Genomic DNA, 23293 nt, shown 5'->3' with positions numbered 1-23293 from the left:
ATGATCGTCATAGCCGCAGCTGGTTCGGGGAAAACCACCTACCTCGTCCAGGAGGCTATCAAGGTCAAGAACGAGCGGGTCTTGATCATGACCTACACCCAGTCCAACGAAGCGGAGATCCGTCAAAAGTTCTACGAATGTGCGGGCCGTATTCCGGCAAATGTCACGATCATGACTTGGTTCAGTTTCTTGATCACGCATGGCGTAAAGCCCTTCCAGGGCGGCCTGTTTGACTTCTCCGTTGCAGGCATGCAACTGGTTTCGTCGCAATCGGGGATCCGCTTCGTCAACAATCTAGGGATTGGGGTGCCGTGGCCGGAGGACGAAATCGAAAAGCATTTTTTCGACTCCACGCGGCGTGTCTATTCGGACAAACTTTCAAAACTGGCGATGCGTTGCGACGACAAGAGCGGTGGAGCAGTAATCGATCGGATTGCTCGCATCTTCCCGCATGTCTTCGTTGACGAGGTTCAAGATCTGGCAGGGTACGACCTTGACATCCTGAAGGCTATTGCCAAGAGCTCCGCGCGCCTGCTCATGGTCGGCGATCCGCGACAGGTGACCTACCTCACCCACCACGAGCGGCGCTACACCAAGTACGTCGACGGCGGTATTGTTAAGTTCCTGAAGCAGGACCTTCCGACGTGTCTGGTGGTGCGAAGTTGTGCTACCCGAAAACGTGAATAGGGAGATTGCCCACCAGAGAAAGGCGATGGTCACGACTTGGTTACGTCGTGTTGCACCGGTCATTGACGCTCAGGTCGCCAGCCAATCTTCCGCTCCGATTCTCTGGCGATGTGTGTTTGACTCCGGCAGTTTGGCGGCTCAACGCACGTCGAATACGTATGACCGGGCAGCGGCGCGTAGGACGATTCAGGTCAATACGGATTGCGGGACGGGGATCATTGAATTCGTGATCTCCGCCGAATTCGACAGCGCCTCCTTTAGCGAGGAAAACATTGCCGAGCAGGCGTTGGTTGAGGCGCTTCTTGACGGGGCCGCTGCGTTCGCTGAGCGGCCACTGTCCACGAGGCAGCGAGAAGCGTTGCTTTTGGAAATCGTGCCAGATACCTTCGCTCGCCAATCCCACGTTTTCACTGCCAAAGACTTTCGGGATCACATCGACTCCCTGCAGCATTCATCCGTTCTGACAATCAGCAGCTATGACGATGCGGGCATGAAGATTGGCCTCGGTTGGCGTGTTCGAACCATGCAAGAAGGTGGGGAAATTAATGGGAAGTCTGAATGCATTGAGTACTTAAATCGACTTGTAGGGTCCTTGGAGGACGCGCTTTGTGCTCAACTGCAGAGTTTTAATCGCCGCGGCCTCATTGAGGCATTGATGTCGAATTACGAGAAGGCTGCCCAACAACGCACCTGGTGGAGGCGCACCGCTGCAGCGCAGCTTTCATTGCACAAGGACAAGAAAGCTGTCCTTGAAGCGATGGGGCTCAATGAGACAAAACTCAATGGCGTGTTCCAGGCAACCCGGATTCTGATTGAGATGGCGGTCTGTGAATGCCCAGCGAAGGATGGCGTGTCGCCAGGGGACTTGGATTTGACGCAATTGATGGTTCTTGCGAATACGTTGTTCAGCATGGGCGGCTGGTCCGATGCCATTCGTTGGGACGTCATGCCTGCGCGTGTGGTGATTCGACCAATGGGTGATGTTCACGTCCATGCAGACTTCTTTGATCAAGTCATCACTCCATTTGGCCGTACGACGAGCGATAGACGTTTCAATGATTCCGCAATTGACTATGCCCTGAATCTCCAGGAGCACAAAGGTGTTCCTACTGCGGACATTCCCACAATGGGTGATTTCTTCCAGGCATGGCAGCAGGAATTCGGATTCTCAATCGACACATTGCGTCGATACATAGACGCAGTGGAGGATCTAGGTATTGGACAGCAGAAATTCCTCTTGACCATGCGCCGTAGCGAGTTTGTTCAATTGCTAGGAGCAGAGGGTTCTACAGAGAAAATCCTCAATCTATTCACGCTTGCGCACAGGCCCAACTGGCGGAGTGTGCCTGAGGGTTTCAAACCCGCAGATCGGCAACCGTGGCGATTTCGTCGCCGTCTCAGCACATTGCGGCGACCATTTTTGCAAGTCGATGACGGCGAAGACCCCACACTTTTGGTGGCGCCGGGCTTGTTGCGCGAAGGTTTCAGCTACTCACTTCAGAATTACTACCGCGGGGATTTCCCGGATTGGCAGCTGGGGGCACCAATGTCGAAGTGGTGTGGCCACAGCCGACGTGCACGAGGATTGGAGTTCAATGCAGAAGTTGCAGACAAGCTGCGTAGCCTTGGCTGGCAAGTTGAACCCGAAATTAAACTTACGAAGATCCTGCGGCAGGCCTTGGAACGCGACTACGGTGATATCGACGTGTTTGCTTGGGACGTCTCACGAAATCGGATTCTGGTCATTGAATGCAAGGTTGTCCAATATCGAAAGACAGCAGGTGAGATCGCTGAGCAGCTCTCAGATTTCCGTGGGGAGATCATGCCAAACGGAAAACCAGATCTGCTGCGCAAACATCTTGAGCGAATGGAGGTGTTGCAACGACACGCTGATGCTGTGTGCGCCTTTACCCAGATGCCGATGGCAAGTCGCATTGAGAGTCACTTGGTCTTCAAAAACCCGGTACCCATGCAGTTTGTATCAAGTCGCGCGGACAGTGTTCGAATCTCCCTGTTTGATGACTTGCAAAGCCTTTAGGTGCGTTTGGTCAGGCACCAGGTTGCTTAAGGATTGCGATGCATCGACTGAGCAGTTCTGCATTACCAATGATTACCAAGTTCAACTTCTTTCTACACCTGGAAATGTTCTGAAATAGCATTTTTGGCGGATCATAGTAAACCTTGCTTCTGTAAATTAAGTCACCATTTTCATCATAGGAAAAAAACTGATCCAGCGTCACCGCTACGCCGTCAAACTCCTGCCCGATTACCTGATGCGATGTTTTTTTTGATGCCTTGGAGTATTTTTCGTGATGCTCATTGTCGTACTGCGATGGAGTGAACCGCAACACTTCCCACTTGCTCGCGTCAAGGCCATCTAAGTAATTTTTTGCGTCTTCTGTCGTGCTGAAATAGTTTATTTCTATGTTGCCGTTGCTTGATATTGGTAGGGATCTCTTGTTATTGAAGAGCATTTTTATGAACGCAGCAATCTCTTTGTTGGTTCTTATTTTTTCTGACAGCCTGTAATGCGAGATTGAATGAATTGAAGCGATCTTTGCGCTGATTTCCCTGTGCACCTCCCAACTGGCTAACGTTTGAAGTTTGTCATGCGAGAAGATGCCGCAGCCATTGGCCTGTTTTACTTTTTCGACGATGTCATTCAGTTGATTTTGGCGAATGCGCTGGGCCTCATCAACAATGACCACATCAAAATTTGCAAGGTCGTGGTTGCCGTAATTTTTAATTGGAACTATCGTCCAACCATTTTTCATCAACTCAAAGTGGCCGCTATTGAGTTGTCCGCAGTGGATGATGAGCGACTTCTTTTTAGCATCGAAAAAGCTTCTGGCAATATCGTAGGTTAATAGAGTTTTGCCCGTTCCAGCGCTACCTATGATGGATATGAATTTCGCCCCTTTGGATTCTGTCAGAGAAGCCAATATTTGATTTTTCACGTCTTCTTGCTGGTGGGTCAGAAAATATTCACCAGCCAAGAATTTCTTTGTTGAATTGAAGGGTGAAACTAGGTAGTCGGATGGGTTGAATAGGGCTTCCAAGACTTCCGAATCATCGACCTCCTGATCGGCAAGCATTTTTGCTAAAAGCTCAATCTTGACTTTTTCCAGTTGTCCTCCCTCATGGAGGAAGTACAACTCTTTGGACTCTGACACAAAAGTGAAAGTCAAAACCTTCCGCCCAATAAAGCTCAAATAGTATTTGTTCCGTAGCAGCTGCTTTTTTATTCTGTCCTCTGGACATTGACTCTTGAGTTCAATGTTGACGATGTATTTTTGACCTAACCGCAGCAAGTCAAACTCTTTGCCTATCTGTGGAATTTTGAAGCCCACATAGTGCCTGTCGAAATTTTCCATGCTGCATCCAGCAGCACTCAGCACATCCGATAGGCATCTCAGATCTTCAATTTCTGCATCTTTAATTTCGATGCCATAGTGCTTCAAGAAATCTTTGAAATCGGCTTCTTTTAAGGAGTCTTCTGCTTGCAATAGCGACTTGATATTGACTCGTTTCAGCATTTTTACTGTTATCCCTTCAATGACGGTGCGTCTATTGTGATTGCACTGTCACGCTTGTCCATCCCCTAAACGGGTGATCCTCTTTTTATAGAAATCTATGCCGGTAACAGAAAAGTCAAAAAGACTGGCTGATTGCGAGAACACTAGCCAATGGCATCCAGCGCACTACACATTGAGGAATAAATGTCATTTCAGCAATTGCAGGGCATAGCTTGAACCTAAAGTTACGCTAATGCCCTGCAGCATTTGCTTCGGTTTTAGTGCAGATTGGTCCTACTTTTGAATGGGTTCTCCATAGCAGACCTAGCTCCAATATCGAAATTCAACTCCCAATCCGTCTTGATGTGCTGGCCATTGAGCTCAAACTGAAACCAAGACTTTCCGCTTTTTTTGCAGAAGGCGACCAACCGATCCGTGAAGACAACATCGCGACCTTCCAGCGAGACAATCGCCAAAGCTCTCATATCTATGCACATCTCTTCGTTCTCCTCTTGTCTTCGTGCTGCGGTAACTAGGTTGTTCAGGTCTTCGCGGTTTTTGATTGAGAGGAAGATGTCGATTCCACTCATATAGGGAACTACACCGAAGGCTGCGTAGTGCTGCTCATACCTTTCACCAGCTTTTAGATAGTTGCTGGGATCGAACTTTCTTCTCTTCCGTATGGTTTCCGTCATGCTCATGCTTCCTTGCTCTTAGGGTTGTTCCACCACTGCCTGAAGAGATCAGGGTTGCGCCGTAGCTCCAAGGGAAGTTCTGCCGCGCGATCCGGCCGGAGAACCTCATGCAGGCCATGGACAAGGAATTCGTGGCGCGCGAAGGGTACGTCCACGTCGTAGCCGTGCTCCAACATGTACTTCTTGTAGCGGGGCGTGGAGCCGCTGCGGGGGTTGAATGCGGATCCCTTCTTACCGTTACTGAAGAAGTGCTTCGCGTACTCCACGAAAGTGGGATGCTTGGCGTAGACCGACGCCGGGGTAAAGCCGTCTTGGTCAGCCCGGAAAGCGACACTCAGGCCGAAGCGCTGGTAGCGGCTCTCAAGCAGACGCATGACGGTGGCAGAATCTTCCCAACCGGCGATGGTGTCAAGCCCGGCAGACTCCAGTTCACGCTTGTTGAACATGATTTCCACCCGCAGATGCCACTCTATGGCGTTGCACAGCGAGGTCCACGCTTCGACTGGGATGTGCGCAGGTCGGCCGTTGTTCTTCTTCTGGATAAATTTGATGCAAGGATCGTAGGTTCGGCAGGCTCGGCTACTTTTGGACTTGCCGATGCGGATCGTTCCTGGGTTGTCGAGAGTGCGACCCTCATTCGAGTACCGGGAGGGGAGCAAGACCATCTGCATTTGATCGATTCTGCGCAGAGCATCCGCCTTGTCGATGCTGTCTGGGATGATGTGGTGCCGGGTTAACTCTGCCCGCTCGATCACGGGTTCAAACTGCTCGGGCAACAACAGACCAGTTAGGTCACGCAAGGGGTTAGACACGATCTGCGTGATGGCACGCAACTGTGCAGCCTCATTAGTGAAGACGTGCAAGTTGTGGCCGAAAAACGTAGTTGTGACGCCGCCTGAACAGCCAATGCTCCGGTCGGTCAGGTTGACGCGGTACAGCCAGCGGCCCTTGTAGGGCCCGATGGGCAGCGAAAACAGTATCTCTTCGGTGTTCCTCTTCGGGTCAGTGCGATGAGTCACCTTGATCTTGCGTTGCGCCAAAGCGGTGACAAGCTCGAAAGAGTTGATGGTCGTATCTAAGATACGAAATGACGTGTTGTCCATGATGATTCCTTTTTGGTTCTGCCGATGACCGGCAAAGACTGATTCACAGTTTCGTTAATGGCGAATGGGTGGTGCATGACGGCACGGTGAAGGCCGCATGCTTGGTGGCGTTTTGCTGACGTAAGCGGTACACAGCGCCGTTGATACGCGAGCCCTGGACCCTAAGGTTGCGCGGTTGCACGCACTAAGCACGCGCAACCGCGCAACTCTTTAAGCGCCTTCGCTCTCATCGGCAACCAACCCGCCAGCTTTCGCCGCTTTGATGGTGTCGAGTGCCCGCCCAATGGTGGATTTGTGGCGACCAACAATTGCTGCAATTTCGGTGTTGGTTTTGCCAAGCTTGTGAAGTTTTTCGATCTCTTCTAGCTTTTCGTCGCGAGGGCTCTGCACAGATACCGAATCAAACTTCATCACACCGTTCTCTGAGTACACGGTGAAGCGAAAACTCCCACGCAACTGAGGCAGGTGGTCTCGAAGCTTGGTGTGGTCCACGTCAAAGACAGTCTTGGCGGGGTCCTCATCGGGCACGGGGGTGATTCTTATGGAGTAGTCCAAAAGGTCTTCGTGGGCGCTCGTGCCGCGTTGCGCCCCTGATTTCCCTGCGTGATGAAGCATCAGGACGGCCATTCCGCTTAGCCGCTTGCCAAGAAGCCAATGTTTGATGCTCTGCCATGAAGTACCTTCGCCGCCGTTTTCTGTCCACGCGGCAAGGTTGTCAATAATGAGAATCTTCGTATCGAGGGGTATCAGGGCATCGATTTCCCTTTGGCCACTTTCTGTATCGATGTTGCCAATCGGTTGTGCAGCAAGATCCCGACTGATCACATGGAAGTTGTCTGCGCCCATTGACACCGAATCTGGATCACCATTGAATGCGGAGAGTTGCCGTATGCGTTCCTGGAAACCGCGAATTCGCATTTCCCCGTCGAGGTAACAAACGAGGTTGCCAGTGCCCTCGCCCCAAGGATGAACTTTCTTTGCGGCTGCAGTCGCATATGCAATGATCATGGCCAAAAGCGATTTACCACTGCCGCGAGGGCCAAACATCATGCCGATGGACCGCGCTATGAACATAAGACCGAGAAGTTGCACTTCAGCGGAAAACTTCATGTTCTTCAGTTCGCGCAGCGATACTGCCTTAGTGATGGATTTTTGTTCGTTTTCCATCATGCCTCCCGACCAGCTTGGCCCATGGTCAGCCACCGCTCGAAAGCCTCCCAGTTCAGCAGAATCTTGCGGCGACCGCCGGGCCGGTAAATCACCGGCAGAAACCCGTTTGACTTCAGGTTCGCCGTCGGGTTACGTGCGTAGGATTCAGCCTGCCAGATCAGATGACGCAGTGCTGCTTCGGTGGTGATGCTTGAGTACGCTTGCGCAAACTGTTTGACCGTACCAAACCGATTGCGTTGATTGAGTTCTTTGGGCGGACGGTTTTCGCTGCCGAAATGCTGGCTATAGGCCACGACCGTCGGCACACAGCCGAGGCCAAATGGGGGATGCTTGTTCGGCCCAGTAACTGATTGAGTTATGGGGTGGAGTGAAGACGAGATCACGGTGAGTTCTCCTGTGAAAGTTAAAAAATACTTTGACTGACCAACGTATTTTTTTCCTCACAGGCATTTACGGCCACGTGACTTATCTTTGACTTTCGGAGCCTCCTCTGACCAGTCGTGCCGAGCCAGTTACGGACTTGGTTTCAGCGTCTGGACGGCATCCTCGAACTGCCTTGACGCCACGAATTCATACCATCCAAGCACCATGCCTTTACCTAAATCCAGTGCCTCCCTGATTCTGTTGAGATGGCCGGCTTGACTTCTTGCGTTGAGTCCTTTGACCTTGTGTGGAGAAACAGAAAGTCCTCTGAGTTCGTAATAGGCCGCGTTGTCGTCGCAGTAGATCGCTTTGTTCATGGCCAGTTGTGACAATCCTGCTCCGTCCTCGCTGAGACTGTGTTTATGCAGTTCAAACACACATAGCGCTCGCTTCAGCGTGTTTTCACGCACATTGGTTTCTCCACGCGAGCGCTCGCGTATGGGAAACGTGAGCGCAGGGCCGAGGGCCTCCTGATCGTCCTTTAAGCGTTGGACGACCTCGGTCTTTTGCTCTGGCAGGGCGGCGGCGACATCAATAGTCACAGCGCACCAGTTTTGGCGCATGCGCACTGCGGCCTGGCCCAAAACCGAATCGATGCCGTCTTGATGCTTGGTTCCATGTGCGGCCAGACGGACGATGTCAATAGGTACTCGGGCCGCGCCGCGCTGAACGACTTTCTTGTCGTATTGTTTATGCAGCGCCAAAAGTTCTGCCGCAACACGAAAAGCCATGTCTACCTGCGGCTGAACGTATCCGTCCAGGCAGACGTAAAACTGTAACTGAGTGGCGGTCAGCCCGTTTCCCATTAGGGGCAGAGGATTACCTACGTGTAGGGCCATCTCCATCGGTACGTGGTCAACGCCATCGGTCTTGAAAACCGTCATTTCCAGGACTCTCTTGGCGACAGAACTCGTTCCTATCTGGACAGTTTGGTTGTCCACCAATTTCCGAAGTACGGGCTCAGCGGGAGCCAGTGACCAGGTGTTGACCCTCCAGATGGGCTCGTTAACGTTAAAAAACCATGAAGCACGCCAGGGCGGCGTCATTTCACCGGTCTGCTCAGCGAGGTTTGCACCAATTTGGGCTGACTGCAGCGATGGCAATTGTCGAGTCTTGGGGTCAACCCATGCACCTATTCCATAGTCTTTGGCAGCATCGAATTCTCGGACGCATATGCGCTGAAGTAACTCGGCATCGCGATGCTCGTTCAAATATTCGGCCAAGGTGATGGCTCTATATTGAAGGTAGCCCGATTCATTCCCAAGTGGATCGCCATCCAAGGTGAAATAACGAGAGTCAAGATTGCCAACTTCGCTTGGCAACACAATCGCAGGCGGTGCAATATTGCTCTTCTCCGGTAGCGGCGTGATCTGTGGGAGGCGAGGCACCACTAACCTGTTTTTGGGATATTGGTTTGAGAGATGCCCCCAGTTTTTTTCCCGTCCGCTCCAGAGTTTGAAGTCATGCTGATACAAGGGGTTGAGCCTTAGGAAAAGCCAGGCCCATTCGTCCAGGCTGAAGCATTTCTCTTCTTCTGTCAGGGAAAACGGGTAACTACCTTCAACCAATGGGAGCGTGAAGATGTGTTTGGAAAGTTGGATTTTGGCGTTCAACTGAGTCTCTTGTTGGGGTTGAATTATGTGAGACTTACCATGGCGGCGATAGAGAATTCGGCTGTCGCCTTGGCCATTTTGACGGCGTGGTCCTTGGCGAAGTGTGTGTAGATCTGGGTGCTGCGGGGATCTACATGGCCCAGGATTTCACCGATTTCGGGCAGGCTATAGCCGTGACTAGCGAATCGACTGGCTGCGGAGTGGCGCGTGTCATGGAAGCGGAACCTGTTGATGCCAGCCACCTTGAGACAGGTGGTCCAGGCAGAGCGAAGCATTACAGGCCTATCCTTGTTCTTCTCGCTTGAGAACAGCAAGGCCTCGCTGTAGCCATCTCCCAGCGGCAGACGAAGCGCGACCACCGCATCCAAGGCATCCGCGACAACCGGCACGATGCGCTGGCGTTTGTTTTTCGGCTTACGGATGGTCACCAGGGCGTGGTCGGTCCTGAAGTCGAAATCATGCCATCGCAGTCGCATGATCTCGTTGTAGCGCATGCCCGTGCGCAGTGCCAGCTTGATCACAACATGCAGGAACCTGTTTTTCGAGTGTTGCGCGGCGGCCAGCAGTCTGGCTTCTTCGGCAGGTGCCAGGGTGCGGGGGATCTTGATGACATCCTCTTTGGGTCGAATAACACCGCGAAGGGGAGACTTCTCAAGCCACTCTAGTTGATCGACGGCAACGTTGAAGACCCGGGAAATTACGCCCAAGTACCGAACTCCTGTTCCGACAGAAGTCAACTTCACCGGTTTTACAGATGGGGGCTTCGCCCTCCGACGACGTGCAGCCTGTTCCGCAATAATCCGATGTACCGGCGTAATGGTGGTCGTGATGTGTGGAGACGGCTTCTTTTTGCGCTGGTTGTTTGGCGACGCCATCAGTTCGTTGAGGCAGGCCTGAATTGTTTTGGGCTTGATGTAGATCAGCCGAACCGAGCCAATCCGGTCCTCCCACCAGCCTAGGATTTGTGTGTAGCCCTTGGTACACGAAGGCCGCATGTGTTCTTCCTTGAACTTTTTGCACAGTTCAGAAAAATCGCGGTTTTGGGCTTCGTTGACGACCTGGAAGCGACCTGACCTAATCAGCCGCTCGGTGGCTTCGGCCCATGCTTTCGCATCAGTCTTCCTGTCGAAGGACTGTGTTTGAGGTTCATGCCCCAGGACACGCACTTGAGCGTGCCATTTTGATTTGCCGTTAGCGTTCTTGCGCTCACGAATTGCGGCCATGTCGAATCTCCATACGGTGTTAGAAGCGCGCGAGCGTGCGCTGTGTACGTATCATTCCTCTCAAGAGGTTTGAATTCCACGGGATTTAATTTGGGGTTTCAGTCCGGTGCGTGGACTGGTGCTATTAATGCTGGCGTTTGAACGCCGCAAGTGCTCAGAGCTAGTGTTGGTTCATGAACCGGCGTCCGCATAGCGGAGCGATCTCGTATGGACCAGCGCTAGGACCTCGGCGCATGACGCGGTTGAGCGGTTGGGACTACAGTTGCCCGTCGTAGTGCGGCAGCTGTGACACTCGGTCGAACTGTGCTGAAGTTCGCCGAGAGTATTGCTGGCGTTGTGCCAACACTGTGCCAGGAGGGCACATTGGCTGCCGGTGAAGAGAGTGCTCTGCGTTGATTTGCAAAGACTTTTTGGTGTGTTCTCGGTAGTTGGCGCATCATTACGAATGAGCTGCTCTACCGACTGAGCTACACCGGCAACTAAGCCCGCAATTATAGCGGGCCGCCTCTCCCAATCAGGCCGCTTCCGAGTGGTAGCGCGTGGCGCGCTCCACCTCGTTTTTCGATCCTAGGAACACGCTCACACGTTGGTGCAGCTTGGTGGGTTGGATGTCCAGAATGCGTTGCTTGCCATCGGTGGCGGCGCCGCCAGCTTGCTCGATGAGCCAGCCCATGGGGTTGGCTTCGTACAGCAGGCGCAGCTTGCCTGGCTTCTCGGGTTCGCGCTTGTCCCAGGGGTACATGAAGACGCCACCGCGGGTCAGGATGCGGTGCACATCGGCCACCATGCTGGCAATCCAGCGCATGTTGAAGTCCTTGCCGCGCGGGCCGTCTTTGCCCTGCAGGCATTCGTCAATGTAGCGCTTCACGGGCTCGTCCCAGTGGCGCATATTGCTCATATTGACGGCGAACTCTTGCGTGTCTTCGGGCACGCGCACGTTCTCTTGCGTCAGCACAAACGAGCCTTGTTCGCGGTCCAGCGTGAACATGGCCACGCCTTCGCCCAGCGTCAGCACCAGCGTGGTTTGCGGGCCATACAGGCAGTAGCCGGCGGCCACTTGCTGGGTGCCGGGTTGCAAAAAGTCTTGCTCGCTCACGGCGGGACCTTCGGGCGACTTGAGCAGCACGCTGAAGATGGTGCCGATGCTGACGTTCACGTCGATGTTGCTCGATCCATCCAGCGGGTCAAACATCAACAGGTATTCGCCTTGCGGGTAGCGGTTGGGCACCACGTAGATGCCTTCCATTTCCTCACTGGCCATGGCGGCCAGGTGGCCACCCCATTCGTTGGCTTCGATCAGCACTTCGTTGGCAATGATGTCCAGCTTCTTCTGGATTTCACCCTGCACGTTTTCGCTCTCGGCCGTGCCCAGCACGCCGCCCAGGGCGCCCTTGGTCACGGCCAGGCTGATGCTCTTGCAGGCGCGGGCCACCACTTCCAGCAGCAGGCGCAGCTGGGGCGGAATGGCACCCTGGCCGGCCAACTGGCCTTCGTGGCCGCGCTGCTTCTCGATCAGGTAGCGCGTGAGCGATATACGTTGTGTCATGGAATGGTCCCTAAGTTAAAAATCAGTCGGCTTGTTCGCGTTCGGTCAGTTCGTCCAGCCGGGCTTGTGCGTCTTCCAGCAGGTCTTCGTCGCCGCTGGCGCGGGCGATGGCTACGCGCTGCTCAAGCAAGTCGCGGGCCCGTGCCGCGTCGCCAGCCTCATGCGCCAGCACGCCTTGTTGAAACAGCGTGTCCAGCACGATGTCGTTGTCTTGCAAGGCCTGGCCCAGCGCCAGGCGCTGCTGCAGGTAGGCCTGTGCCTGGGCGTGGTCGCCCAGCTCGTAGGCGTTTTGGGCCAGGTTGTTGATGACGCCCGAAAGGCGTTCATCGGTGCCCGTACCAAAGGCGCTCTGCGCATCGGCCAGCAGCTGCTGGTTGTGCGCCAGCGCCTCGGCATGGCGGCCGGCCTCGTGCAGGGCGTAGCCAATTTCTTCGCGGATGCCCAGCTTTTGGTCCAGGCTGAGCGTGGCGCTGGCGTGCCCAGACCATTCGGCGGCCTGCTGCAGGTGGGCTACTGCCGTGTCGTATTCCTCGGCCTGCACGGCCGACTTGCCGATGGCGTAGTACTGCTCGTAGCGGTCGGTGGGCGTCAGGCCGCCACGCGACTCGCGGATGGCCAGCGCGCGCAGGCCCAGGGGCAGGCCCTCAGAATCCCACTGGCGCTTGGCGAACACCACAAACTGCAGCCACAGCAAGTCAGCCAGCTCGGCAGACTCCGCGCCCACCTTCTCCGCCAGGGGCAGCAGGGCTTCCAGGTCTTCCGACATGGCGGAGCCGCTGAACATGGCGTCCGCGTCGTACACCGTGTCGCGCAGCGGGGTGAACCGCCGCGCAAACTTGTCTGCAGGGGATGCGAAACCGAAGAGGGCCATGGCCGTGTGCCTTGTGCTTAGTCGGCCAGCGCGCGGTCTACCACCTCGCGCACGTCGTTGCTGAGGTCGGGCTTGGCGGCCACACGCACCAGCGCTTCGCGCGCGGCGCTGCGGTAGGGCTCGGCCAGCTTCTTCCAGCGGTCCAGCGCGCGGGCCAGGCGGGCCGCCACCTGGGGGTTGATGCCGTCCAGCTCCATCACGCGGTCGGCCCAGAACACATAGCCCGCGGCGTCTGCACGGTGGAAGCCGCCGGGGTTGGCGCTGCAGTAGCTGAAGATGACGCTGCGCGCGCGGTTGGGGTTGCGCAGGTTGAAGTCCGGGTGGGCCATGAGCTGGCGCACGGCGGGCAGCACCTGGCCGCCACGGTCGCTAGTGCCTGCTTGCAGGGCAAACCATTTGTCCAGCACCAGCGCTTCGTCCTTGAACAGCGCGTGGAAGCGGGCCAGGGCCTGCGCCGCTAGCGCGTGGCCGCTGCCCACCAGGGCGGCGAGTGCGTTGAAGCGGTCGGTCATGTTGCTGGCGTCTTTGAAGCGCTGTAGCGTCTTGCCGGGCCACACGGTGTCACCGCTTTGCACGGCAGCCAGGTTCAAGAAGGTGAGCGCCAGGCCAACCAGGGCGCGGCGGCCGCTGGACACGGGGTCTGGCTCATAGGCGCCGTTGTGCTGGTGGGCATCAAACGCCCATTCCCAGTCGGCCTGCAGGGCGGTGGCCAGCTGCAGGCGCATGGCTTCGCGCACCGCGTGGATGCGCTGCGGGTCCACCACGTCCAGCTGCTCGGCGATGTAGGTCTCGCTGGGCAGGGTCAGCACCAGTTCCTTGAACGCGGCGTCCAACGTGGGGTGGCGCAGCACGGCGCGCATGGCGTCGATATAGGCATCATTTAGCGGTGTAGCCCCCGTGGAATCTGCGCCAGCAGCTATGCAATTGATAGCGCTGCGCAGCGCCAGGCGCTGGCCCGCTTCCCAGCGGTTGAACGGGTCTGGGTCGTTGGCCAGCAGGGTGAGCAGTTGGGCGTCGGTGTAGTCAAAGTCCAGCACCACCGGCGCGGAGAAGCCGCGCAGGATAGAGGGCACGGGCTCTTCGGTTACGTTGTTGAAGGTCAGGCTTTGCGCGGCCTCGGTCATCACAAACAACTGGGTGTCGGTATGGCTGGTGGCGCCCACCAGGCCCAGGCTCACGGGGATGACAAACGGCTCTTTGGCCGCCTGGCCCGGCGTGGGCGCGCAGCTTTGGGTGAAGTGCAGGGTGTAGGTCTGCGCCGCGGCGTCGTACTCGCCGCGGGCGGCCAGGCGTGGCGTGCCGGCCTGGCTGTACCAGCGCTTGAACTGGGGCAGTAGGCGGGCCAGCGCCGAGTCGGGGTTGGCGTCGGCAATGCTTTGGGCGAAGTCGTCACACGTCACGGCTTGGCCATCAAAGCGCTCGAAGTACAGCGTCATGCCCTTGGCAAAGCCGGCGCGGCTGGTCAGGGTCTGCATCATGCGCACAACCTCCGCACCCTTCTCGTAGATGGTGACGGTGTAGAAGTTGTTGATCTCGATGTAGCTGTCGGGCCGCACCGGGTGGGCCATGGGGCCCGCGTCTTCGGGGAACTGGGCGGTGCGCAGCACGCGCACGTCTTCAATGCGCTTGACGGCGCGGGCCGATGGCTCGGCGCACAGGTCTTGGCTGAATTCCTGGTCGCGGAAGACGGTCAGGCCTTCTTTCAGGCTGAGCTGGAACCAGTCGCGGCAGGTGATGCGGTTGCCGGTCCAGTTGTGGAAGTACTCGTGGCCCACCACGCTTTCAATATTGGCGTAGTCCACATCGGTGGCCGTGGCCTGGTTCGCCAACACGTATTTGGTGTTGAAGATGTTCAGGCCCTTGTTCTCCATGGCGCCCATGTTGAAGTCGCTGGTGGCGACGATCATGAAGCGCTCCAGGTCCAGCGGCAGGCCGAAGCGGGCCTCGTCCCAAGCCACGCTGGCCATCAGGCTGTTCATGGCGTGTTCGGTCTTGTCCAGGTCGCCGGGGCGCACATAGACCTGCAGTAAGTGCTCTTTGCCCGCGCGGCTGGTGATGCGCTGCTCGCGCGCGACCAGCTGGCCGGCCACCAGCGCAAACAGGTAGGAGGGCTTCTTGTGCGGGTCTACCCACTTGGCGAAATGTCGTGGACCGTTGGGGCCGTCTTCCAGCGCGCCGTGCTCCACGAGGTTGCCGTTGCTCAGCAGCACGGGGTAATTGGCCTTGTCGGCGCGCAGGGTCACCGTGTACATGGCCATCACATCGGGGCGGTCCAGGAAGTAGGTGATGCGGCGAAAGCCCTCGGCCTCGCACTGCGTGAAGAACGATTCGTTGCTCACGTACAAGCCCATGAGCTTGGTGTTCTTCACAGGCGCGCAGGTGGTGAAAATTTCCAGCGCAAAGGGCTCGGTGTCTTCGGGCAGGTTTTCCAGCACCAACTGGCCGTTTTCCATCTTGAAGCTGGTGCCCTGGCCGTTCACCAGCACGCGGGCCAGGTTCAGCTCTTCGCCGTCCAGGCGCAGGGGCTGGGCCGCTACATCGGGGTTGCGGCGCAGCGTCATTTTGTTGAGCACGCGGGTCTTGGCGGGGTCCAGGTCAAAACTCAGATCGACGGTGTCGATCCAGTAGGCGGGGGCGGTGTAGTCGCCGCGGTGGATCACCGAAGCTGGGCCCGAGGCCTCACGAAGTTGCAACATGGTGTGTCTCCAGAAATTGGGATGTGATCAAGGCGTGGTAATCGGGCACCACGGCCAGCACGTGCGGGCCGGTGAGTTCTTCGGGCGCGTGGCTGCTGGCAATGCCTACGGCGCGCATGCCGGCGCGGCGTGCGGCTTCGATGCCCAGCGGCGCGTCTTCAAACACGATGCAGCGCGCGGGCGCCACGCCCATGCGGCGCGCGGCTTCCAGAAAAATGGCGGGCTCGGGCTTGCCGGGCAGGCCTTCATCGCCGCCCACGGTGGTGTGTGGGGCGATGGGCATTTGCAGGTTCGCGTAGGCAAAGGCCTGGTTGTGCCGGTCGCCCGCGGTGCCCACGCCCAGCTTCAGGCCGCGCGCATGCGCCTGCCCGAAGAAGGCCTTGAAGCCCGCCACCTCGGCAAAGATGGGCGCAAAGATTTCGCGGTACACGGCTTCTTTTTCGTGCACACGGGCCATGGCCTCGGCCGCATCCATGTCGGGGCGGCCAAACAGATCGCGCATGCACTCCAGGCCCGTGCGGCCGGTGGTGCGACGCATCAGGTCGGCAATGTCCACATCCAGGCCCTGGCGCCGGGCAAACACCGCCCAGCTCTCCTGGTGCGAGGGCATGGAGTCGATCATGGTGCCGTCCATGTCGAAGATCAGGGCATGCGTGGTGAAAGTGCTCATGGCGCGCTCGCTGCGGCTTGGAGCGCTTGGCAATATTTGGTATTCAGTTCCTGGAGTCCCACCGGATTGCGTTCGCGGTAAGTACGGAAGCCACTCGTATGAAAACCAAATTCACAAGCATTTGTTACATACATCTTTCGGAACTTCTTGTCCGTCATTTTGACGGTGGAGGCTTGCCAATCAATGTATTTATCCACCCAGTTTCTGGCCTCTGCGTCTCTTGTCAATTCAAAAAGTGCGTCTGCAATGCTTGCGCCAGATCCTTGGCCTTTGTCTTTGGGGCGCTGAGAAACGGATTGAATCCAATCGTCAATGAATTCTCCAGTCGCGCTGCCGCCAGTAACAAACTCGAATTTCCCAAACAGCGCATTCAGGCCGATCGAGAAGTCATAGGCTGGGTACTTTGATTGCCCCAGTTTGCTGATTTCGATGCCTTGTTTTAACAGATCGATTTGCGCTTCGCGCGAATAGCCCTTTTGGGCTGCAAGTTCTGCCAGCAATTCATACCGCGCTGCGTGTTGATAAACCACACTGCCCTTGTCATCCTCATCCGCACTCAGTGAGATGGCGTCTTCAAAGGATTGGGTCGCGCGCAGCGCATCGGAGTCATTTCTCTCCAGAATCCCGCGAATAAACAATGCAGTTCCTTGGTCCTGTAGCGCAAAGCGGCGCCAGTGCTGCAGTTCATCTTTCCATGCCGCATTCAACTGGACAATGAGATCGATTTTTTTCTTGGCTGCGGCCTCATTCGAAACGGCGCTCTTCTCTACCTCGTTTGTCAAATAGGAAATCAATTGATACCTGTGAAACTCAGAGTCTTTCTTGTTTATATTGGCTGCCCGAATTGAATCGATGGACTTGAGCGCCATGTCGCCGAATATCAAGGCCTCTTCGGCAAATGCCTTCTCTGCCAGCGCCAGCAACTGTGCATCATTTGGCGCTGCAAAGGCGGGCTGCACAAAAAACAAAAACCAGCTTGCTGCGGAAGTAAGAATGAAGTTGGTAATGGGATGTTTCATGGACTGGGTTCTGAGGCAGCGTCTGGTTGTTAAATGCCCTGCTTCAACGATGCTTGGATGAACACATCCAGATCGCCGTCCAGCACCTTTTGCGTGGCCGAGACTTCGACGTTGGTGCGCAGGTCCTTGATGCGGCTGTTGTCCAGCACGTAGCTGCGGATCTGGTGGCCCCAGCCCACGTCGGTCTTGGTGTCTTCCAGCTTTTGCTGCGCCTCTTGCTGCTTGCGCAGCTCGAAGTCATACAGGCGGCTGCGCAGGCGTTTCCACGCCACATCGCGGTTGCTGTGCTGGCTGCGGCCATCCTGGCACTGCACCACGATGCCGGTGGGGATGTGCGTCAGGCGCACGGCCGAGTCGGTCTTGTTGATGTGCTGACCGCCGGCGCCGGACGCGCGGAAGGTGTCGGTGCGCACATCGCTGGGGTTGATCTCGATCTCGATGGAGTCGTCGATCTCGGGGTACACAAAGACGGACGCGAACGAGGTGTGGCGGCCACCCGATGAATCGAACGGGCTCTTGCGCACCAGGCGGTGCACACCAGTTTCGGTGCGCAGCAGGCCAAAGGCGTATTCGCCTTCGATCTTGATGGTGGCGCCCTTGATGCCGGCCGTGTCGCCATCGGTGATGTCTTCTACCGTGGCGGTGAAGCCCTTGCGTTCCGCGTATTTCAGGTACTGGCGCAGCAGCATGCTGGCCCAGTCGCAGGCCTCGGTGCCACCGGCGCCGGCCTGGATGTCCAGGAAGCAGGGCAGGGGGTCGGCCGGGTTGTTGAACATACGGCGGAATTCCAGGCCCTCGATGATCGTGGCTTGTTTGGCGGTCTCGGCCTCGATGGTGAGCAGGCCGGCTTCGTCGCCGTCTTCCTTGCTCATCTCGAACAACTCGGTGTTGTCGGCCAGGTTGCTGGTCAGGTCATTCAGGGTAACGACCACGCCGTCCAGCATCTTCTTTTCTTTGCCCAGCTCTTGGGCGCGTTTGGGGTCGTTCCAGACGGTGGGGTCTTCTAGCGATGCATTGACGGTGCGCAGGCGCTCGGCTTTGGCATCGTAGTCAAAGATACCCCCGAAGTTCCTGGGTCCTGCTTGTCAGGTCTGCCAGGGTGGTGCCGATAAGGTTGACGCGCTCTGCTTCGATCATGGTGTTCTCGTTCTGCGGAAAGGGAAAACCTCGATTTTCTCATGCTTGGGGCCTGCGCCCCGCACAGGCGGCTAGCGGCCGAACAGGCCCTTTAGCACATTGCCCAGGCCGGGTACGCCCGGCACTGCGGGCAGCAGCGATTTGTTGGACTGGGAATCGTCCGCTCCCTCGGGCTTGGCGGGGGCCGCGGGTGCTGCAGCACGGCCGTTGGCCGAAGCGTCCAGCGGCAGGGTGGCCACGCTCTTCACGCGCACGCGGGCCGCCCAGTCGGGCGCCCAGGGCACTTTTTTGTCGGTGGGGCGGGGTGGGTAGACCAAGTTCAGCTCTTGCCCATAGGCAATGCCCCGCACCATGGCGCCGTTGGCCTTGGCAAAAATGCCGGCCGGAATAGCGCACTGGGTCTGGCTGGTGGGCAGCAGGGTCTTGTCGGCCAGCCACAGGTCCAGGTTGGCGGTGCTCAGGTAGTCCATCAGGCCCCAGCCGGGCTCGGGGGTTTCGGCCGAGCTCCACAGCACCATCTCCCCATCGCTACCGCCCATGGCGTTCAGAAAGTAAGCGCGCGCCTGCGGCTGGGCCGGCCAGGCCATGCTGGTGGCGCTGGCGCCGCCGCCCGTGGCCGCCAGGGCCAGCGGCGGCATGAAGTCTTGCACCTGGCCGATACCAAACTGCAGGCTGGCGGGAATGCCGTCGCCAGCCACCTTGTGGTCGCCCACCAGGGATGCGCCCTTGGGCACAAGTTGTTTGTTTTGCGGGTTGGGCCAGATGGCGTTGCCCGGGGCAGCAGTGGCGCCGCGCTCCCGCGTGGCGCGCCCCAGCATGAACTTGGCGTAGTCCTCGGGCTTGGTGTTGGCCAGGTCCAGCACCTTGGGCTGGCCGGCACGCACCGTGTCGCCGCAACCCCAGTACATCAGGATGCGGCCCTTGGGCTGCTCCGGCACGCCGTCTTCGGTGTCGCGGCCTTGGGGCGTAGCGGGCTTGCTGGCCACGGGCTCAGGGGGCAGCAGCATCAGGCTGGCGCCCAGGTTCAGGCCGGGGGGAATGGTTTGGGTGGCGGTGGTGCCCGCGGGTTTGCGCTGGGTGGTGACTGCAATGTCCAGCCAGCGGCCGGGCATCATGCCCTTGGTGGCGCCAAAGCTGGCCTCGCCCATGCCTTTGACACCCGCCATGCTGGCCGCCAGGCCGCCCATGGCGCCCAGGTTGGGCAGCTCGTCCATGTCGGCCATGCGCACCGTGGCCACATCCATCCAGTACTGGGCTACGGGGGGCTTCACCACCTGGGTTTGCGTGTGGCCGGGCGTGGCGCCCAAGGCCATCAAGGCGGCGGTGGCGAGTAGGCTGTGGCGGTGGCTGGGCATGGGGTCTCCTGGTGCAAGGGGGCTCTCAGCCAACCATTATGAAGCGCCTAGGCGATAAAGCGTTCGATTAGCCCTGCCAGCACCTCGGGCTGGTCGTGGTGCATCATGTGGCCGGCATCCTCAATGCGGGCAATCTCCACGTGGGGCACCACCTTCAGGCGCTCGTGGTATTCGGCCATGGTGTATTTGCCTTTCCACCACAGGTCCAGGCTGTTGTCTGACGCTTCCACGGCCAGCACGGGCATGGAGAGGCGCTTGTAGATCTCCTGCACCTCGTCCACACGGTACAGCTGCGCATTCGTCACCTTGTGCGCAGCGTCGCCCTGAATGGCCCACTTGCCATCCGCCGTTTCGGCCGCCCAGTGGCGGGCCAGCCAGTCGGCCTTGTCCTGGCCCAGGCGCGGGTTGGTCTTCATCAGGCGGCGGGCCACGCCGTCGGCACTGTTGTAGGCCTTCAGGTCCATCTCGCCCGCGTGCAGCTTTTTCAGCTCGTCCATCCAGGTCGCCAAGCGGCCGGGCGCCTGCGCGGGAATGGTGGCGGGCATGCCAAAGCCTTCCAGGTTCACCAGGCGGCGAATGCGCTCGGGGCGCACGCCGCCGTACATCATCACCACATTGCCACCCATGCTGTGGCCCACCAGGTTCACGGGCTGGTCTTGCACGTAGTGGTCCAGCAGAAAGTCCAGGTCGGCCAGGTAGTCGGGGTACCAGTAGTTGTCGGTGTGGGGGGCTTTTGTTTTCCCATAGCCGCGCCAGTCGGGGGCAATGATGTAGTGGTCGGCCGCAAACGCGTCCACCACAAACTGGTAGCTGGCGGCCACGTCCATCCAGCCATGCACCATGACCAACGGAGTCTTGCCGGGCGCGGGCTGGCCCCAGACCTGGACGTGGTAGGTGAGATTACGGATGGGGACGAATTCGCTTCGGCAGGGTCTTTTGACTTGGTACATTCACCGAATCATAAGGAGACACTGCATGCCAGTCAGTCAACGCAGAGACAAGACCACCCCCGCCTTGCCCCCCGGCTACGCCGCGCTGCATGCGGGCTTTGGCTGGCAGGTGCCGGAGTTCTTCAACATGGCGCAGGCCTGCTGCGGCCGCTGGGCGCAGCAGCCGGACGCTACTAAAAGAATAGCTGTTCGCGCATATTCCACGGGGGCTGGAAGCACTTTTCACACCTATGCCGAGCTGCAGGCGCAGGCCAACCGCCTGTCCAATATCCTGCACCAGCTGGGCGTGCAACGCGGGGACCGCGTGGGCATTGTGCTGCCGCAGCGGTTTGAGACCGCGGTGGCCTACATGGCGGTGCTGCAGCTCGGTGCGGTGGCCATGCCCCTGTCCATGCTGTTTGGCCCCGAAGCGCTGCAATACCGCCTGCACGACAGCGAGGCTGTGGTGGCGATTTGCGATGCCACCTCACTGGAAGCGCTGAGCAGCGTGCGCGACGATTGCCCGCTGTTGCGCAGCGTCATCGGCGTGGGGGCCGCCGCCGCCACGCGCAGTGCTGACCAGAACTACGCCGCCGCGCTGGCCAAGGCGCCCAAGCATTTCACTGCGGTGGCTACGCGCGCCGACGAGGCCGCGGTGCTCATCTACACCAGCGGCACTACCGGCAACCCCAAGGGCGCGCTGATTCCGCACCGCGCGCTGATTGGCAACCTACCGGGTTTTGTGGCCAGCCACAACTGGTTTGGCTTCAATGGCAAAGACAACCAGCGCTCCAACGCCGTCTTCTGGTCGCCGGCCGACTGGGCGTGGACCGGCGGGCTGATGGATGCGCTGCTGCCCAGCCTGTACTTCGGCCGGCCCATCGTGGCCTACAACGGGCGCTTCAGCCCGCAGACGGCACTCGAATTGATGCGCGACTGCGGCGTGACGCACACCTTCCTCTTCCCCACCGCGCTCAAGGCCATGATGAAGGCCTACCCCGGCGTGAAGGGCAAGACCGTGCGCCAGCAGTTCAAGCTCAAGCTGGACGCCATCATGAGCGCGGGCGAGGCCGTGGGCGACGCAGTGTTCGGTTACTGCGAGCAGCAGCTGGGCGTGACGCCCAACGAGATGTTTGGCCAGACCGAGATGAACTACATCGTGGGCAACTCCAGCCGCCACTGGCCCGCCAAGGGCGGCAGCATGGGCATGGGCTACCCCGGTCACCGCGTGGCGGTGATTGACGATGCGGGCCAGGAATGTCCAGTGGGCGTGCCCGGTGATGTGGCGCTGAATCGATTCGACGTGCACGGCCACCCGGACCCCATCTTCTTCTTGGGCTACTGGAAGAATCCCGCCGCCACGGCCGCCAAGTTCACCGGCGACTGGTGCCGCACGGGCGACCTGGCGGTGCGCGATGCCCAGGGCTACCTCTGGTACCAGGGCCGCAGCGACGATGTGTTCAAAGCCGCGGGCTACCGCATTGGCCCCGGCGAGATTGAGAACTGCCTGGTCAAGCACCCGGCCGTCATCAACGCCGCAGTGGTGCCCAAGCCCGACGCCGAGCGCGGCGCGCTGGTCAAGGCCTATGTCGTTATTGCTCCTGATTTCATAGCTGCTTGCGCAGGAGATACGGGGGCTATAGGCCAATTGCATGCCAAACTGACCGTGGAACTGCAGGCCCATGTGAAAGGCCAACTGGCACCCTACGAATACCCCAAGGAGATCGAGTTTGTGGACGCCCTGCCCATGACCACCACCGGCAAGGTGCAGCGCCGCGTGCTGCGCCTGCAAGAGGAGGCGCGCTATGCAGCTGCCCGCGTTTAGACCGACGCTGCTTCGGCGTATTAGCTGGCTGAGCTGGGGCAAGTGGCTGGCGGTGCCCCTGTTCTCCCTCATGCAGTACGCCGCCAGCCCCTGGCGCAGCATGTTTTTTCTGGCCCTGGTGCTGAGCGGTGCGCTGTCCGTGTTTCTATTTATTGCTTTGCGCGCCTGGGAGCTGAGCCTGCGCCGCCAGTTTGTGCGCGAGGCGCCGCTGCCGCGCTTTCTGGGTGCCAAGCTCATGGCGCATTACCCGCAGCTCAGCGCGCGCGACACCGAGCTGGTGCTGCACGGCCTGCGCCAGTTTTTCATCGCCTACCTGCGCAGCAACCAGCAGTTCGTAGCCATGCCTTCCAAGGTGGTGGACGCGGCTTGGCACGAGTTCATCTTGCACACGCGGGGTTACGCACAGTGGTGCCACGCCGCGTTTGGCAGCCTGCTGCACCACAGCCCGGCCGAGGTGCTGGGCCGCGACGCCAAGCGCAACAGCGGCCTGCGCCGTGCCTGGTTCTGGGCCTGCAAGGAAGAAAGCATCAACCCAGGCGCGCCCACGCGCCTGCCGCTGCTGTTTGCGTTGGACAAGAAGTTCGCCATTGCGGGCGGCTTCACCTATGTACCCAACTGCCGCGATATCGATAACAAGGCCGGCTCCGACGCGTACTGCGGCACCAGCTTCAGCGATGGCGGGGGCGGCGGATGTGGGGGAGGGGGCGATGGATCGTCCGACGGCTTCAGCTTCAGCTCCGACAGCAGTTCGGACAGCGGCTGTGGCGGGGACAGCGGATGCGGGGGAGGCTGTGGTGGCGACTAGGTCTTTCACTC

At 58.5% G+C, this 23293-nt stretch carries 19 protein-coding genes and 1 tRNA gene; 4 read left to right on the top strand and 16 right to left on the bottom strand.

Going from position 1 to position 23293, the window contains the following annotated elements:
* Together AC1DZ5_RS00675 and AC1DZ5_RS00670 are read left to right on the top strand one after the other, a co-directional pair.
* Complete coding sequence (locus tag AC1DZ5_RS00675; RefSeq protein ID WP_477885026.1) at positions 1–687, top strand: UvrD-helicase domain-containing protein; 687 nt, start codon at positions 1–3, stop codon at positions 685–687.
* 25 nt (positions 688–712) lie between these two features.
* A complete protein-coding gene (locus AC1DZ5_RS00670; RefSeq protein ID WP_477885024.1) occupies positions 713–2725 on the top strand; it encodes a hypothetical protein in 2013 nt (670 codons plus the stop codon).
* Between the two features lie 10 nt (positions 2726–2735).
* Here the strand turns inward: AC1DZ5_RS00670 and AC1DZ5_RS00665 are convergent, their stop codons facing one another.
* The 16 genes from AC1DZ5_RS00665 to AC1DZ5_RS00590 form a co-directional block, all read right to left on the bottom strand.
* A complete protein-coding gene (locus tag AC1DZ5_RS00665; protein WP_477885022.1) occupies positions 2736–4223 on the bottom strand; it encodes a DNA/RNA helicase domain-containing protein in 1488 nt (495 codons plus the stop codon).
* 257 nt (positions 4224–4480) lie between these two features.
* Positions 4481–4897: a hypothetical protein gene (locus tag AC1DZ5_RS00660; protein ID WP_477885020.1), complete on the bottom strand. Its 417-nt coding sequence runs from the start codon at positions 4895–4897 to the stop codon at positions 4481–4483.
* A gap of 2 nt (positions 4898–4899) precedes the next feature.
* A complete protein-coding gene (locus AC1DZ5_RS00655; protein WP_477885018.1) occupies positions 4900–6000 on the bottom strand; it encodes a hypothetical protein in 1101 nt (366 codons plus the stop codon).
* 210 nt (positions 6001–6210) lie between these two features.
* A complete protein-coding gene (locus tag AC1DZ5_RS00650) occupies positions 6211–7167 on the bottom strand; it encodes an AAA family ATPase (RefSeq protein ID WP_477885016.1) in 957 nt (318 codons plus the stop codon).
* On the bottom strand, positions 7167–7553 hold the full coding sequence (locus AC1DZ5_RS00645; RefSeq protein WP_477885014.1) for a hypothetical protein: 387 nt from the start codon (positions 7551–7553) through the stop codon (positions 7167–7169). The genes AC1DZ5_RS00650 and AC1DZ5_RS00645 overlap by 1 nt, the downstream gene beginning before the upstream one ends.
* Before the next feature lie 129 nt (positions 7554–7682).
* The gene (locus tag AC1DZ5_RS00640) at positions 7683–9206 is read right to left on the bottom strand and encodes a hypothetical protein (protein WP_477885012.1); all 1524 of its coding nucleotides are present in this window, start codon (positions 9204–9206) and stop codon (positions 7683–7685) included.
* A 23-nt stretch (positions 9207–9229) separates the two neighbouring features.
* Positions 9230–10429 (bottom strand): tyrosine-type recombinase/integrase, encoded by a 1200-nt coding sequence (locus tag AC1DZ5_RS00635; protein WP_477885010.1) that lies wholly within the window; start codon positions 10427–10429, stop codon positions 9230–9232.
* Positions 10430–10797: 368 nt separating this feature from the next.
* A tRNA-Thr gene (locus tag AC1DZ5_RS00630) sits at positions 10798–10906 on the bottom strand.
* 37 nt (positions 10907–10943) lie between these two features.
* Positions 10944–11975 (bottom strand): class 1 fructose-bisphosphatase, encoded by a 1032-nt coding sequence (locus tag AC1DZ5_RS00625; protein WP_477885008.1) that lies wholly within the window; start codon positions 11973–11975, stop codon positions 10944–10946.
* A 22-nt stretch (positions 11976–11997) separates the two neighbouring features.
* Positions 11998–12846 (bottom strand): tetratricopeptide repeat protein, encoded by an 849-nt coding sequence (locus AC1DZ5_RS00620; protein WP_477885006.1) that lies wholly within the window; start codon positions 12844–12846, stop codon positions 11998–12000.
* 17 nt (positions 12847–12863) lie between these two features.
* Positions 12864–15542 (bottom strand): aminopeptidase N, encoded by a 2679-nt coding sequence (gene pepN, locus AC1DZ5_RS00615; protein ID WP_477885004.1) that lies wholly within the window; start codon positions 15540–15542, stop codon positions 12864–12866.
* Entirely contained in the window at positions 15526–16212 is a 687-nt protein-coding gene (locus AC1DZ5_RS00610) for an HAD family hydrolase (protein WP_477885002.1), read from the bottom strand. Before AC1DZ5_RS00610 ends, pepN begins: the two co-directional genes overlap by 17 nt.
* Complete coding sequence (locus tag AC1DZ5_RS00605; protein ID WP_477885000.1) at positions 16209–17231, bottom strand: hypothetical protein; 1023 nt, start codon at positions 17229–17231, stop codon at positions 16209–16211. Before AC1DZ5_RS00605 ends, AC1DZ5_RS00610 begins: the two co-directional genes overlap by 4 nt.
* A 29-nt stretch (positions 17232–17260) precedes the next feature.
* Positions 17261–18365 (bottom strand): peptide chain release factor 2 gene (prfB, locus tag AC1DZ5_RS00600; protein ID WP_477885764.1). Its coding sequence is split into 2 segments (ribosomal slippage): positions 17261–18283 and positions 18285–18365, totalling 1104 coding nucleotides; the frame shifts between segments, so codons are not numbered across the junction.
* Between the two features lie 74 nt (positions 18366–18439).
* On the bottom strand, positions 18440–19723 hold the full coding sequence (locus tag AC1DZ5_RS00595; RefSeq protein WP_477884998.1) for a hypothetical protein: 1284 nt from the start codon (positions 19721–19723) through the stop codon (positions 18440–18442).
* Between the two features lie 47 nt (positions 19724–19770).
* Positions 19771–20673, bottom strand: a complete 903-nt coding sequence (locus AC1DZ5_RS00590) for an alpha/beta fold hydrolase (protein ID WP_477884996.1) — start codon at positions 20671–20673, stop codon at positions 19771–19773.
* Between the two features lie 25 nt (positions 20674–20698).
* Between AC1DZ5_RS00590 and AC1DZ5_RS00585 the strand changes: the two genes are divergently transcribed.
* Positions 20699–22477: an acetate--CoA ligase gene (locus AC1DZ5_RS00585; RefSeq protein WP_477884994.1), complete on the top strand. Its 1779-nt coding sequence runs from the start codon at positions 20699–20701 to the stop codon at positions 22475–22477.
* Positions 22458–23282 carry a glycine-rich domain-containing protein gene (locus AC1DZ5_RS00580; protein ID WP_477884992.1) on the top strand — a complete coding sequence of 275 codons (825 nt, stop codon included), beginning with the start codon at positions 22458–22460 and terminating at the stop codon, positions 23280–23282. Before AC1DZ5_RS00585 ends, AC1DZ5_RS00580 begins: the two co-directional genes overlap by 20 nt.
* Positions 23283–23293: the final 11 nt, after the last annotated feature.

Source organism: Rhodoferax sp. P1_F3, assembly GCF_056405715.1.
Note: the sequence above shows the minus strand (reverse complement) of the source record. Positions and strands in the feature narration are given on the sequence as shown.

Bases quoted from the DNA above. Each gene is read 5' to 3' on its own strand.
- AC1DZ5_RS00650 (WP_477885016.1), bottom strand. From the start codon at position 7,167: ATGGAAAACGAACAAAAATCCATCACTAAGGCAGTATCGCTGCGCGAA.
- AC1DZ5_RS00675 (WP_477885026.1), top strand. From the start codon at position 1: ATGATCGTCATAGCCGCAGCTGGTTCGGGGAAAACCACCTACCTCGTC.
- AC1DZ5_RS00590 (WP_477884996.1), bottom strand. From the start codon at position 20,673: ATGTACCAAGTCAAAAGACCCTGCCGAAGCGAATTCGTCCCCATCCGT.
- AC1DZ5_RS00605 (WP_477885000.1), bottom strand. From the start codon at position 17,231: ATGAAACATCCCATTACCAACTTCATTCTTACTTCCGCAGCAAGCTGG.
- AC1DZ5_RS00655 (WP_477885018.1), bottom strand. From the start codon at position 6,000: ATGGACAACACGTCATTTCGTATCTTAGATACGACCATCAACTCTTTC.
- AC1DZ5_RS00620 (WP_477885006.1), bottom strand. From the start codon at position 12,846: ATGGCCCTCTTCGGTTTCGCATCCCCTGCAGACAAGTTTGCGCGGCGG.
- AC1DZ5_RS00660 (WP_477885020.1), bottom strand. From the start codon at position 4,897: ATGACGGAAACCATACGGAAGAGAAGAAAGTTCGATCCCAGCAACTAT.
- AC1DZ5_RS00625 (WP_477885008.1), bottom strand. From the start codon at position 11,975: ATGACACAACGTATATCGCTCACGCGCTACCTGATCGAGAAGCAGCGC.
- pepN (WP_477885004.1), bottom strand. From the start codon at position 15,542: ATGTTGCAACTTCGTGAGGCCTCGGGCCCAGCTTCGGTGATCCACCGC.
- AC1DZ5_RS00585 (WP_477884994.1), top strand. From the start codon at position 20,699: ATGCCAGTCAGTCAACGCAGAGACAAGACCACCCCCGCCTTGCCCCCC.
- AC1DZ5_RS00635 (WP_477885010.1), bottom strand. From the start codon at position 10,429: ATGGCCGCAATTCGTGAGCGCAAGAACGCTAACGGCAAATCAAAATGG.
- AC1DZ5_RS00665 (WP_477885022.1), bottom strand. From the start codon at position 4,223: ATGCTGAAACGAGTCAATATCAAGTCGCTATTGCAAGCAGAAGACTCC.
- AC1DZ5_RS00580 (WP_477884992.1), top strand. From the start codon at position 22,458: ATGCAGCTGCCCGCGTTTAGACCGACGCTGCTTCGGCGTATTAGCTGG.
- AC1DZ5_RS00595 (WP_477884998.1), bottom strand. From the start codon at position 19,723: ATGCCCAGCCACCGCCACAGCCTACTCGCCACCGCCGCCTTGATGGCC.
- AC1DZ5_RS00670 (WP_477885024.1), top strand. From the start codon at position 713: ATGGTCACGACTTGGTTACGTCGTGTTGCACCGGTCATTGACGCTCAG.
- AC1DZ5_RS00610 (WP_477885002.1), bottom strand. From the start codon at position 16,212: ATGAGCACTTTCACCACGCATGCCCTGATCTTCGACATGGACGGCACC.